Here is a 13,929-nt window from a genome sequence, read left to right on the forward strand (position 1 = left end):
CTGCCCTGATTTTCCCAAGTTACGGCATTCGTTTTCACCCAGACAATTCTTGGTTTCTTTAAACCAGTATCATGCAAGGTTATTTTAATAACAGCCAACACTCTGTAAGCAACTCGGTCTCAGCTACTTCATGGTCAAAGTTGTAATAGCAAAAGATACAGGGTAAATCACCCAACTGTTCACCAGAATTAGGTAACCAATCACGATATAAACCATAGACTGCGTCCCCAATGGTATCGCGTGAGCCTTTATGTAATGCTACCGCATAACGTCCTGCAGGTAGGTATTTTTCAATGATATTACCTTCAAGTTTTATTTGCTCTGGGACCGTAATCCCTAAGTCAAACCGAAAATCAGCGGGGTCGGTTGTCTTTGGATCGTCACAAGCAAAGCCAAAAGCTTCTCCTGCTTTCGGTTTTAAGTTTATCGATTGCGATTTTGCCCAATGAATTAACTTATTGACACTGTCACCCACTTTTTCAGGTGCGCCTCGATGTTCCAGTACCGCCAAACGTCTGGCTGGTATCTCTTTGATCAATACATTCATGATGATGTTACCTTGTTTTGGCAAATAATACGGTGGGTTTTCCCAAAAACTCCAATTTGAGTGCACTCTAAATTCACTTGGATTCATACCACAAGCTTGTTTAAATACACGTGTAAAGGCCTCATGAGATTCAAATCCCGCATTTATTGCAATTTCGATAATGGTTTTATCTTTATCAACAATTAATTGATGGGCCGCTCGTTTTAAACGAAGCCAACGAATATATTGTTGCAACGATAGCCCTGTATAAGCAGTAAATAAGCGATGAAAATGGTATTTTGAAAAGCAGGCAATATTACTTAACTGGGTTAAATCAAGATTCTCATCAAGATGTTTGCCGATAAACTCTATTACTTTTTCTAATTGGTACTTATAACTCATGCTTTCCTCAATTTAAGGCCATCAATTTATTTACATAAACAATGTTATCGTATTTAGGGAGGAATGCTTTGACCATTTTTGCTAATTTTAATAAGCTATGTTTGCGTGAATATGGCTTTCCGGTGATGCAGTGAATGCTTATCAAAAAAAATCCCGGCATGACTAACCGGGATTTAGGTAGAGGAGAAAGATACTAGTCGCGGCCTGAAAACGCACTTAGTATGTTAAGCAAGCTAACGAACAAGTTATAAATCGATACAAAAAGTCCTACCGTCGCTGAGATATAATTCGTTTCGCCTTCATGGATGATTGCACTTGTTTGCATGAGAATTAATCCTGAAGAAATAAGTATAAAAGCAGCTGAAATAGCTAATTGCAACGCAGGGATGTGAATGAAAATTCCTGCTATCATGGCTAGTAATGCAACCATAACACCAACAAAAAGAAATCCGCCTAGGAAGCTGAAGTCTTTTTTGGTGGTTAATGCATAACCTGATAAGGCAAAGAAGATGATACCAGTACCACCTAGAGCAGTTGCAATTAATTGCGGGCCATTAGTAAAGTGACTGATATAGAAACTAAGCACAGGGCCTAAGGTATACCCCAGGAATCCAGTGAAAGCAAAAACGCTCACTAATCCCCAGACACTGTTTCGTAACGCTTGAGTTAAAAACATTAAACCATAAACACCAACTATCATGAGAAGAGGGTTCATGGGTCGTGCGCCGCTCGTAAGAGATAAAACTGCCATAAAGGCACTGAACAAAAATGTCATGCTCAGTAATAGATAGGTATTACGCAGTACCTTGTTGCTTGAAAGCACTGACTCATTACGTCGCGTAAGTATAGTGACATCATTTCGGTTCATTGTTTGGAGCTCCTCTTGTATTTATATTTTCAGTCTAGCATATCTAGGGGCTAGTTTCCTATATTTCAAGTTTAAAACGAATTATTTTTGTTTTGAGGTTCTGCAGTACTATAGTAGTATTATAAATAGTTTCTGCATAGATCCCGTAGCTCAGGGTAAGCAAAAAATTTCGACATTTCTTATGTCATATAGTCTAGGATTAATTATGGCACGAGCAGCTTTGATACAAATGATTTCCTCAGCAAAAGTCGCTGATAATTTACAGCAAGTAGAACAGTTAATGATCCAAGCTCGTGAAGAGCAAGCAGATCTTGTGCTTTTGCCTGAAAATTTTGCGTTTATGGGGATTAAAGAAACAGATAAATTGCAGATTGGGGAAGTTTATGGCGAAGGATCAATACAACAAAAAATCAGTCAGTTGGCAAAAAGATTAGGCTTATGGGTAGTCGCTGGAACTATTCCTCTTAAAAGTACAGGTTCCAAGGTACGTGCCAGTTGCCTGGTGTATGATGTTCGAGGCAAGTGCGCGGCGCGTTATGATAAAATTCATTTATTTGATGTGAATGTTTCTTCAAAAGAAGCATACCAGGAATCGATGTCCGTTGAGCGTGGAAACGATTTGGCCCTTGTTGATACTCCGGTTGGGAAAATAGGATTAACAGTTTGTTATGATTTAAGGTTTCCAGAGCTTTATCAACAACTTATGCTGCAAGGGGCGCAGTTGTTTACAGTTCCATCCGCATTTACAGCAGTTACGGGTCTTGCTCATTGGGAAGTATTATTGCGCGCCAGAGCTATTGAAAATCTATGCTATGTTTTGGCGGCAAATCAGGGTGGCCAGCATGAAAATGGACGTGCTACTTTTGGTTATAGCATGATTGTTGATCCTTGGGGAAAAGTGCTGACACAAAAAGAAACAGGTGCAGGAGTAGTGATAGCAGATATAGATTTACAAAATCAGCAAGAATTACGCCGAAGTTTCCCCTGTTTGGAACATCATGTATTAAACTTATAAGTATAATACTACTTTCTTGATACAACAGAACACATATTATTTTATTTATTTAAAAGGTAATTAAATGACAGAAGCTCTTGCTACAGCAAAAAAAATTTTACTAGCTCCTGCAGCGCTGGACGAAACAGGTATTGAAAAATTATTTAAAACCATTATGAATCGCCATATTGACGATGCGGATCTCTATTTTCAAAGTTGCAGCTATGAATCATGGTATTTGGAAGATTCAGTAGTGAAAAGTGGTAGCTATTCCTTGGATAGAGGTGTAGGTATTCGGGCTGTCAGTGGTGATAAAACAGGTTTTGCCTATTGTGATGATATTTTACTTCCTTCAATGTTACGGGCAGCTGATGCAGCTCGTTCTATCGCACTTACTGGATCTAAACCAATTCAATCCATCCAGGTACAAGGTGCACCAGTAAGTCGCTATCAAGGTCTAAATCCCATCGAAGGAATGAGTAAGCAAGAAAAAATTGCTTTATTAGAAACAATTGATAAAGAAGCTCGCAGTATCGATCCTCGAGTTATCCAAGTCAATGCTTCTTTAAGTGGCTGTTATGAGGTAGTTATGGTGGCTGGGATGCATGGGCAGATGATTGCTGATGTTAGACCTTTAGTGAGCATCAATGTCAGTGTGATTGTAGAAGATAAGAACGGAAGAAGGGAGTCTGCTCGTTCTGGCGGTGGTGGCAGGGTGCCTTATTCTTATTTTTACGAAAAGGATAATGCCTTAAGTTATGCGCGTGAGGCAGTACGTGAAGCACTAATTAATCTAGATGCAAGACCTGCTCCAGCAGGGACAATGCCTGTTGTTCTTGGTCCAGGCTGGCCGGGTGTTTTATTGCATGAAGCAGTAGGACATGGTTTGGAAGGGGATTTTAATCGCAAGGGCTTATCTGCTTTTTCTGGACGTATTGGCCAACAAGTCGCAGCACCGGGCGTTACAGTAGTTGATGATGGTACTTTGAAAGACAGGCGTGGCTCCCTGACAATTGATGATGAAGGGACCCCCTCACAATGCACAACATTGATTGATAACGGTGTTTTGGTGAATTACATGCAAGATAAATTGAATGCCAAATTGATGAGCATGCAATCTACAGGTAATTGCCGACGTGAATCTTATGCGCATGTGCCCATGCCCAGAATGACTAATACGTACATGTTGGCCGGGCAACATGATCCTGAAGAAATTATTCGTTCCGTACAACACGGTTTGTATGCAGTCAATTTTGGTGGTGGACAGGTTGATATCACCTCCGGTCAGTTTGTATTCTCAGCCAGTGAAGCATATCTTATTGAAAATGGAAAAATTACAGCGCCAGTCAAAGGTGCAACACTAATTGGTAATGGACCTGATGTAATGAAAAAAATCAGTATGATTGGAAATGATCTGGGATTGGATCGAGGAATTGGTGTTTGTGGAAAAGAGGGACAATCAGTTCCGGTTGGAGTGGGGCAGCCTACGTTGAAAATAGATGCGTTGACAGTTGGTGGAACCAGTTAAAAGAATAAAATGTTCAAATGTAGCCTGATTTTTTTTACTTTACTGAGGCTACATTTGATGTTCATACGCATTTACTCGCATTTTAACCCTTCAAACCGACAGGCATTCTAATGCTGATGGAATTATTGGATTGAGCTTGTACCGCACCTCCCAAGCCATTAGTAATAGTATAAGTTACAGTAAATCTTGGATCTGCGGGATTATTGCTTTGGTAACTACAAATTATGTTGCCAGTTGCGCTGTTATAGGTAACAGAGTCATTAAAATAGTTGATCAAGTTAGCTGGAACATCTTGCACGGATCCAGTCGAACGAAAATATACTTGTAACGTTTGGGACAATATATTTTCAATACCATAACCACCAATATAACTGCCAAAATTAGTTACAGCATTCGGCCCACCCTGAGCCATAGGACAAAAAAAAGTAGTCTCATATCCAATAGGGTCTGCCTGTGCGACTTCAGGCAGTACAATGAGGCTGGAAAGCATCAATAATGAGCTTAAAAAAATATTTTTAATCATAATTAGGTCCTTCTAGATTTAATTAAATATAAAGATGTAAGTGTATAAGCGAATTAAATTGTTAATGAATAAAAATAGGCTGTCAATGATCTATATCCAAGGGTTTTCTATATTAGAGCTAAGGAAGTAGGGGATTTACAAAACAGAAAATCTGATTTGCGAGGTTTTCGGTGTGGAATCATAATGATACTTTATCGCTATGATAATTAGTTGATTTTATTTGTCCATTAAAAACAAAACATAGATAGAGTCTTATAAAAGACTCTATCTGGAGTATGTATAGGCAGCACTCAAGAATAGTGGCAGCTCAGTTACTCTGAATAGCTTGCCTTGTCTAAAGCTTAGTGGTTACCCTATATGTTTTATGCAAAATCAAAATGGTAAGCAACTGAAGCAACGAATTCATTTAGGTAAAGATGCTTCGTTTCGAAAGGTGTGATTAAGTCTGCATCACCACTAACGACATCGAAGAATGAATTTTTAGTGCGCAACGCACCTGCATCTACAAAGCGATAGCCAAGCCCAATGCTGATTTTTTCGTTAAAAAAGTAATCAGCACCAACACCAGCATCCCAAGCAAAGCTTGTTGCTGAATCGCCAAGTATATGCGTATCATAAGTTATTGGATTACCATTGAATGTATGCTGTACGTTTCTAAGAGTACCCATTTGGTTATAAGCAAAACCAATCCCGCCTTTAACATATGGTACAAAGCCACCCCAATTTACAGTGGGTTTCAAAATCAGATCAAACAGGAACGTTTGAATATCAATATTATCTGCCTCAAAATGATCTTCCAGAAAGAAATTGGGATCAGTAGGAATAACTGCATAGCTTGCATGAAGAAAATAATCATAACCACTTCGGTAATCCCAAGTAAATTGGACAGCTACGTTGGGATTGTATTGATAGCCAATGAATGCGCCTCCAAAACCGCCAATTCCGAAGTCCCTATTCCAATCGGAGTTACTTGGTGCAATGATACGAAGAGGTTCGCTTCCACCCAGATCAGGCGCAAAATTTGTGTTTAAAGAAATAGAGGCCCCACCTTCAGCACCTATATAAAATCTTGGTGGCGAAGCAACAGCACTTCCCATCGCACCCGCAATGGCCATACTATTAAATCCAACACATAAAGCTACTGTAGCAATCGCCTTTAATTTCATATTATCTTTGTCTCCATTCTAATATTATTTTTGTGAGCTGTTTTTTAAGTTAGAAAACACTGGAGTATGGGAGTCTCAAGCATAATACGCGGGACACCTAATCCATGGCACTAAGTTAATGTTATAACAATAATATTTCATTGTTATTTGTTGCATTGATGCATGCTACTACTATGAAAGTTAAATAGCAACTTCGCTATGGAATTTGAATAATAATGCGCGTTATAAATCCTGGATTACTTGCTCTCGATTTATATTAGGTTCTTTTCTCGCCATTTAATTGATTGAGCAAAGAACTGATTTCAAAAATACGCTCTTCTGATGCGGTATTATCTAAGGTAAAACGTAAACGCTGAGGGCCTTCCATTTGGTATCTTTTGGCGTGTACTTGAATTAAATGAATCAGCACTCCAGGATCTATAGAAGGATTTTCACTAAACTCCAGTTTACCGTGTTGCGCACCGGCACTGATTTTTTGAATGCCCATCTTTTCTGCTTTTAATTTTAATTCAGTAATCAATAATAAGTGTTTCACTTGTTGTGGCAGCAAACCAAACCGATCAATCAACTCAATTTGTAAATCATGTAATTGTTCTTTATTTTTAGCATTGGCAATTCGTTTGTACATGATTAGTCGATTGTGAATATCAGGAATGTATTCTTCAGGAATAATGGCACTGATCCGTAAATCAATCTCAGGTCCTTGATGCATAGGAGCAGATAATTCGGGTGTTTTTCCTGCTTTTAAATCATGCACTGCTTTATCAAGCATTTCCATAAATAAATTGAATCCGACTGCCTGCATGTTTCCACTTTGTTCAGCACCTAATAGTTCACCTGCTCCGCGAATTTCCAGATCATGTGTTGCTAGAGTGAATCCTGCACCGAGATCTTCTAATGAGACAATTGCTTCCAGTCGTTTGATGGCATCAGCAGTTAATAATTTTTCATTAGGGGTAAGCAAGTAAGCATATGCTTGATGATGAGAACGACCCACACGCCCACGTAACTGATGCAGCTGCGCTAAACCAAATTTATCGGCACGATCAATAATAATTGTATTGGCTGTGGGAATATCAATACCGGTTTCAATGATTGTGCTGCACACCAGTACATTGAAACGGTGATGGTAAAAGTCAGACATTACCCGTTCCAACTCGCGCTCTCGCATTTGTCCGTGTGCACTGCGGATTTTCGCCTCTGGGACCAAGGTTTGCAAATCTTGGCACACTCGTTCAATTGTTTCTACATTATTATGCAAGAAAAAAACTTGTCCTCCTCTAAGAATCTCTCTCAATATGGCTTCACGGACTGTGGCGTCTTTTTTCTCTTGCCAGAAAGTTTTAATCGCAAGTCGTTTGGCTGGAGGTGTAGTCATTAGAGAAATATCTCTTATTCCCGCCATAGCCATATTCAGTGTTCTAGGAATTGGAGTAGCTGTCATCGATAAAATATCAACATGAGTACGTAGACCTTTTATGTGTTCTTTTTGTTTGACTCCAAAACGATGTTCTTCATCAATAATGAGAAGCCCTAAATTTTTAAAGGCAATATTACTTTGAAATAATTTATGGGTTCCTATGACTATATCAACTGTCCCTGATTTCAAAGCAGTAAGCACTGTTTCAGTTTCTTTAACGGAACGAAAACGCGAAAGCAATTCAATGTTGATAGGAAAATCGGCAAATCGGTCTCGAAATGATTCAAAATGTTGCCCAGCGAGAAGGGTAGTAGGCACCAGGACACACACTTGCTTGTTGCTTTGCACTGCAACAAATGCAGCACGCATGGCTACTTCAGTTTTACCAAATCCCACATCCCCACAAATTAAACGATCCATAGGTCTTGGGGATTCCATGTCTTTTATTATTTGTTCAATTGCGTGTAATTGATCAGGAGTTTCTGTAAAAGGAAAAGCACTGGCAAATTTAACATACTCATTGTGCTCTACTTTATATTGGTATCCAGGTTGTGCTTCTCTTTTCGCATAAAGATCCAGTAATTCAATGGCTACATCATGAATTTTTTCGGCAGCTTTTTTCTTTTCTTTTTGCCATTGATCAGAGCCTAGCTTATGCAAAGGTGCATGTTCACTATCGACACCAGTGTAACGACTAATCAGGTGGAGTGACGTAACAGGTACATAAATTTTGTCTTCGCCGGCATAGGTAAGAACCAAAAATTCATCGGCAATTCCATTGGATTCTATATGTTGTAATCCTTGATAACGACCTACACCAAACTGTAAATGAACTACAGGAGCGCCCACTCGTAGTTCAGCCATATCACGGATAATTAAATCAGGGTCAACTGTCTTTTGTGCACCCCGTCTTTGAGGTGTGCTTTGCTCCCCAAATAATTGAGATTCAACGATGATGACGATGTGGCTTTGCTTTAATTCACAACCATAAATAAGATCCCCGGTACTGATGTTAACCGGAGCAGTATCATTAATAAACTCGTGCCATGAAGAGTGTACTTTGGCGGAAATACCGCTTGGTTTAAGCAGATCAAGTAATACTTCACGGCGTCCGGCACTTTCGACCACAATTAAATAGCGGCGTGAGGAATCCGCACAGTAGTTACGGAGTTGGCTTAAAGGTTCCTGTGTTTTTCTATCAATAGGTAATTGTGGGCCTGGTGCGATATCAAAATTAACCACAGCTCCTTTTTTTTCTGAACGGTTTTGGAACAGCCGAAGTTGTTCATAACCATTGGCCTTAGTTAATAATTCCGTAGGATTAATAAAACATGCTGGGGGTGATAAAATGGGTCTGCTGATATCGTATCGTCTTTGCTCAAAGCGTTCGTTTAACTCTTGCCAGAATTGTTCTGCATTATTTTGGATGTTTTCAACCAAGCAAACTTTGGAATTTTCGGGTAAATAATCAAAAAAAGTAACTGTTTTTTCAAAAAACAAGGGCAGATAATATTCAATTCCTGAAGGAAATTGCCCCTTACTAATTGCTTCATAAATAGGACATTGGCTTGGGTTTCCGGGAAATTGCTCTCTAAATGTACGTCGAAATAGAAGTTGACTTTGTTCATTTAAAGGAAACTCTCGAGCGGGTAATACATTGATTTCTTTAATTTTTTCTATTGTACGTTGAGTTTCGGTATCAAACTCTCTCAAGCTTTCAATTTCATCATCAAAGAGTTCAATACGAAATGGCAAACCCGAACCCATAGGATAGACATCAATAATTGATCCACGTAAAGCAAACTCCCCATGTTCGAGTACTTTATTAACACAATGATAACCGGATTGTTGCAACTGGTTACGAAAGGCAGTTAAGTCCAGCTTTTGTCCTTCTTTAAGCATTAACGCATATTGATTTAAAAACTCAGGTGGGCACAGTCTATGCATTAATGTGCTGGCTGCAGCAATTACAATCGCATCGGTTACCTGTTGGATCCGGCTCAATGTATATAAGCGCTCGGAAATGATGTCTTGATGCGGTGAGAATTGATCGTAAGGGAGTGTTTCCCAATCAGGGAATAACAGTAACTCTTGGGGGGAGACTGAGTTGAGAAAGAAATTCAATTCTGCCTGCAGTTGATTTGCACTAAGGTTGTCCTGGGTAATCAATAACTTGATTCCCGGTGTTTGTTGACAATACTCAGCTAGTGCAAGCGCTAAGCTGCTTCCGTGGAGTTGTCCCCATATTTGTTTGGCTTGGGTTGGCTTATAGAGTAAGGTTTTAATGGACATAGATTATGCAAGGGGATTTAAAAGTTAGCGATTATACCTTATGTAGTGTCTTGGTTCTACAGATCAGTCGCTGTTAGGCCAGTCATTAATTTTTATATCAAAATAATCCAGTAAGGTGATAACATCTGGGAAGGAGAAGCGTGCGTGCTTTATTTTATTTTCATTCGGATCAATCGCATAGTTGATGGCATTTGTAAAATCAGCAGAGTTTAAATTCGTATGGAGAAACAGACTATTCAGTAGATCGGAGCCCACAAAACTTGCATGACTTAAATTTGCTTCCCTGAAATCAACATCATGAGCTTTACATTCCTCAATGATCAGACTGGAAAGTTCCAGTCCATAAAAACTGGAGTGGCTTAAGTTACTGTTGTAAAAATAAAGAGGGCTTGTAAGCTTAACCAAAGGCCAACTTAATTCAGTCCAATTTACTCCTATAATTTTTGAGTTTTTAAATGATACTTCTGAAAATTTACACCCAGGAAATGTTGCCAGCGCAAGATAACAGTTTTCAAAATCACAATCAGTGAATTTTGTATTCCTGAAAACAATGTCAATAAATTTACATTGTTTGAATCGGCAACTTTCAAAATTAACCTGCTCGATTCGAGTCTTTTCAATGGTTAATTGAGTGAATACTTGACTAAGGTAAGTCTGATCATTAAAGGGATTTGTCATATACTTTTTCTCTAATTTGTAATCACTTTGTGTCTGGGGGAAGCGCCTTAGTCTTCTACAATCTCTGGGTAACCAGTCCGACTTCCCGTGGCTTGTCCGCGGGGATAGGCAGCGATGAAGCGGAACCCTGGTTACTAGATAGGGATATAATTGTTTAATCCCGGCTTAGGCTTTGCCTGCAACCCAGGCTGCACATTAGGCTATAACTTGGGTTTCATTTGATGATGTATCGGTTTCAATGAGTTCAAGCTCATCCAACTCAATATCTACAGACTCAATTTTTTGAAACCGAGACGTAATTTTTTTAGCAGATGTATTTACTTCACTGACATCTTGGTGAGCCAAATTGATGTGTTTGGACAGTTTATCCATTCTTTTTTCAAAGCGTTGGAAATCATCAGCAAGAGCTTGTAGGTGTTTTTGAATAATATGAACTTGTTTGCGAGTGGCATCATCTTTGAGCACCGCTTTAGCAGTAGTAAGAACAGCCATTAAAGTACTTGGAGACACAAGCCAGACTTTTAATCTTTGAGAAAGCGAAATTAAATCTGGATAATTCGCATGAATTTCTGCAAAAATGGATTCTGCGGGAATGAACATCATAGCACCATCAGTGGTTTCATTAGGTATGATGTATTTTTCTGCAATGTCTTTAATATGTTTTTGAATGTCTTGACGAAATTGTTGCTGTAAGGATTTCTTCTCAACAGAACCTGCATCAATGCTGATGAGCCGTTGATAGGTTTCCAGAGGAAACTTAGCATCAATAACGACATTACCTGTTGGTTCAGGCAAGAACAAAATACAATCAGCACGCTTTTGATTGCTTAACGTATATTGCATTGCAAAATGATTGGGTGGAATCATATTGCTTATGAGTGTTGCCAATTGTACTTCACCAAAAGCTCCGCGTGCTTTTTTATCGACTAATACATCCTGCAAGCTAACAACATGATTGGATAACTCGGTGATTTTCTTTTGTGCTTCATCAATGATTGTTAACCGTTTTACCACATCAATAAAAGTTGAAGATGTTTTTTCAAAACCTTCGGTTAATTTATGATTGACTTGTTGGGTTAAGCTGTGGAGATGATTGCGAATTTCTTCAGTAAGCAACTGTAAATGAGAGGTCAGTGAACTGGCATGTTGTTTAAAACTATGGCTCATTTGCTCCCTAACATCAGTCATTTGCTTTTGGACGGTATCATGAATCAGTTGTTGCGTCATTAATTGTCCCTGGGCAATTTTTTCACTTACATCCATGCGTACTTGATGTAACTGCGCGGTAAAAGTCTCCAGAATTTTTTCATTAAACTGCCTGCTCAATTTTTTTTGCTGGTTTTGTTTTATCAAAAGCCAAATCAGGAGTATAAATTGTAGGGCAAATGCATATGCTATGCCCTCAAGTAATGTGATTGAAGATAAAAATTGCATTCATTAGTCCAAAAGTTGACTGAGTTTAATCGGTGGATCGTATTGATATACTGTTTTTAATTGCCCGTAATCAGTGAGATGCAAGTAACCCACGGAAAGTTGATCCTCTGCTAAACGGGCTGAATTGTCAAAGCTAAATTTAATTATTTGTTTTCCAGGCTCGAGCCATTGTGCACTTTGAACTGTTTCAATGGGAAGATCTGCTCCTGTGGAATTTTTCGTGTATAAGACGCTTTGTAATACATACCGACTTGCAGTAGCAACTTCTACAGTAGCGGCAAACGTTAGAGGATTAGAGGAGAGCTTTTGGAGGCTCACCAGGCTTGCAGAAGGTATTGAATAGGAAAAAGCAGCCCGTCCACTACGATGTATGGGACTATTTTCACCAGGAGCGCATAATACATCGACATCAATATACCAGTTGCCTCCGTGCGTGTTGTCAATAGAAGATAACAGTGCGTTGGCTTGGAATTGGTTGCGCTTTATTTCTTTTATTTTGAGAGGAATCGTTTGATTATCGGGACCAACCAATGTTGCACTAACATCATCTACAGGATAAGAAGTAATATTGTCTTTTAGGGTAATGAGGGCATTAAATTCATCACCGTATTGATACTGCAATGCCGAAGGTTCAATTTGCAAATAAATTAAAGAGTATTTTTCAAACACATGAATGAGATAGGAGTCGGCATTTGAGGAGTCTGTGGATTTGCTTTTGAGTATGAAATGACTCATACCCAATTCCGGCTTGATTTGCAGCATAATCTGATGCGAGCCTACTCTTAGCGATTCATCAATTGCCTCATCCTGACTGTACAATGATGAGGCATCTTTCAAGCTGATGAATTCCTTAGTCTTAGAGCTTTTTAACTCCAGCGCAGGTATCGATTTATTTTTTTGTAAAGGGATAATGCGTACTACTGCTTCTGGTGCATGAATCGCTAAGTGAATTCCTTGCTGTAATTGGGTAGCAGATACTTGCTGATTATAACTGTAACTTTTTTGAATGTTGCTTTCTGTTTTACTTAAAGGAAACTCTCCAATTTTCCAGCGATCTTGCATGTTTTCATGAGATAAAGAATTACAAATATCACAATCATAAGATTTGACTGGATTTTGTGGTAAAGTAAATGCATTGACTTGCGCGCAACAAAATAAAGACAAAAAGGTAAGCATGGTTCTCATTTTGCAGCTCCTTCTGAATCTAGGATAGAAATCAGTATCCTATCCAGTCCAAAACATGAATGACGACTTTGATTATGACTAAGCGTCGTATTATCATCCATTCTTTCCTTGTCATAAAACCAAATCGTACCTGCAGCAGCTTGGGACGTACAATTTAAAAAACCATCAGCACAATAATCCAGATAGATTTTGGCAATCTTTAAACCACTATTGAGCAAATAACCATTACAGTAACTGGATGAAGAGAGAGGTGAAGCAATAACATCGCTTCCTATGACTGCATTAAAAGGCACTGGCAATGCAGGTCGGTTTTTAGTGCCAAACAAGAGCTCTTCGTTGTAAATGTACATGTCACCAACACGTTGCTGTTTGACAGCATCTCCCGTATAGCCTAACAACCAACTCAGGCTTGCTTCAAAAACACCTCCATTGAAAAGCATATCAGCAAGTGGGGTACCTCCACTTGAAGGAGCTAAAGCTACAACTTGTTTGATTTTGCTTTTCAATCGCATATATCGATTATCATAGGTTGGATTCGATAGGATCCAGCGCATTACGTTTGCCCCATTGGAATGGGTGTAAAGAATCAGAGAGTCAATTTTTTTACGATCTATGAAATCCAATAGCTGATTTGCAGTACATCCTGCAGCATTTTCATCCCACATGTATTTGCTGTAATCACAATGAACTACGTAGTAATTTTCAGGATTTGGAAGCCCTTGAGCAATATCCTGAATAAAATCTGTTTTCCAATAACCTCCTTCCGCATCCTCTCGGTGATCATTTGTCCCATGAACAAATGCAATGCCTAAATTTCTGTATCCATGATTCTCTGGAAATGCATACAATAATGTCCAAGATACAAGCAAAAAACCTGTTATTAAGATACGTTTAAAATCCATTTTTTTCACGC

General features: G+C 38.9%; 11 protein-coding genes. 2 read left to right on the forward strand and 9 right to left on the reverse strand.

What is annotated here, in order from left to right:
* Positions 1-79: 79 nt before the first annotated feature.
* Together Lpar_RS10270 and Lpar_RS10275 are read right to left on the reverse strand one after the other, a co-directional pair.
* Positions 80-928, reverse strand: coding sequence for an AraC family transcriptional regulator (locus tag Lpar_RS10270; RefSeq protein WP_058517856.1), 849 nt, complete (start codon positions 926-928; stop codon positions 80-82).
* A gap of 193 nt (positions 929-1,121) precedes the next feature.
* Positions 1,122-1,796 (reverse strand): Bax inhibitor-1/YccA family protein, encoded by a 675-nt coding sequence (locus Lpar_RS10275; RefSeq protein ID WP_058517857.1) that lies wholly within the window; start codon positions 1,794-1,796, stop codon positions 1,122-1,124.
* 205 nt (positions 1,797-2,001) lie between these two features.
* On the opposite strand from Lpar_RS10275, the gene Lpar_RS10280 reads away from it, so the two are divergent.
* Entirely contained in the window at positions 2,002-2,811 is an 810-nt protein-coding gene (locus tag Lpar_RS10280) for a carbon-nitrogen hydrolase family protein (RefSeq protein WP_058517858.1), read from the forward strand.
* A gap of 64 nt (positions 2,812-2,875) precedes the next feature.
* The gene (gene tldD, locus Lpar_RS10285; RefSeq protein WP_058517859.1) at positions 2,876-4,318 is read left to right on the forward strand and encodes a metalloprotease TldD; all 1,443 of its coding nucleotides are present in this window, start codon (positions 2,876-2,878) and stop codon (positions 4,316-4,318) included.
* Positions 4,319-4,400: 82 nt separating this feature from the next.
* On the opposite strand, the gene Lpar_RS10290 is transcribed toward tldD, so the two are convergent.
* The 7 genes from Lpar_RS10290 to Lpar_RS10320 form a co-directional block, all read right to left on the reverse strand.
* Positions 4,401-4,841, reverse strand: a complete 441-nt coding sequence (locus Lpar_RS10290) for a hypothetical protein (RefSeq protein WP_058517860.1) — start codon at positions 4,839-4,841, stop codon at positions 4,401-4,403.
* A 362-nt stretch (positions 4,842-5,203) separates the two neighbouring features.
* Positions 5,204-6,007: an outer membrane protein gene (locus Lpar_RS10295; protein WP_058517861.1), complete on the reverse strand. Its 804-nt coding sequence runs from the start codon at positions 6,005-6,007 to the stop codon at positions 5,204-5,206.
* A 256-nt stretch (positions 6,008-6,263) separates the two neighbouring features.
* Positions 6,264-9,719, reverse strand: coding sequence for a transcription-repair coupling factor (mfd, locus tag Lpar_RS10300; protein WP_058517862.1), 3,456 nt, complete (start codon positions 9,717-9,719; stop codon positions 6,264-6,266).
* A 63-nt stretch (positions 9,720-9,782) separates the two neighbouring features.
* Entirely contained in the window at positions 9,783-10,397 is a 615-nt protein-coding gene (locus Lpar_RS10305) for a pentapeptide repeat-containing protein (protein ID WP_058517863.1), read from the reverse strand.
* A 195-nt stretch (positions 10,398-10,592) separates the two neighbouring features.
* On the reverse strand, positions 10,593-11,831 hold the full coding sequence (locus tag Lpar_RS10310; RefSeq protein ID WP_058517864.1) for a DNA recombination protein RmuC: 1,239 nt from the start codon (positions 11,829-11,831) through the stop codon (positions 10,593-10,595).
* Between the two features lie 3 nt (positions 11,832-11,834).
* Entirely contained in the window at positions 11,835-13,016 is a 1,182-nt protein-coding gene (locus Lpar_RS10315; RefSeq protein ID WP_058517865.1) for a DUF4785 domain-containing protein, read from the reverse strand.
* Positions 13,013-13,918: a hypothetical protein gene (locus Lpar_RS10320; RefSeq protein ID WP_058517866.1), complete on the reverse strand. Its 906-nt coding sequence runs from the start codon at positions 13,916-13,918 to the stop codon at positions 13,013-13,015. The genes Lpar_RS10315 and Lpar_RS10320 overlap by 4 nt, the downstream gene beginning before the upstream one ends.
* Positions 13,919-13,929 lie beyond the last annotated feature (11 nt).

The sequence above is a fragment of the Legionella parisiensis genome (assembly GCF_001467945.1).
In the GTDB taxonomy this organism is placed as follows: Bacteria; Pseudomonadota; Gammaproteobacteria; order Legionellales; family Legionellaceae; genus Legionella; species Legionella parisiensis.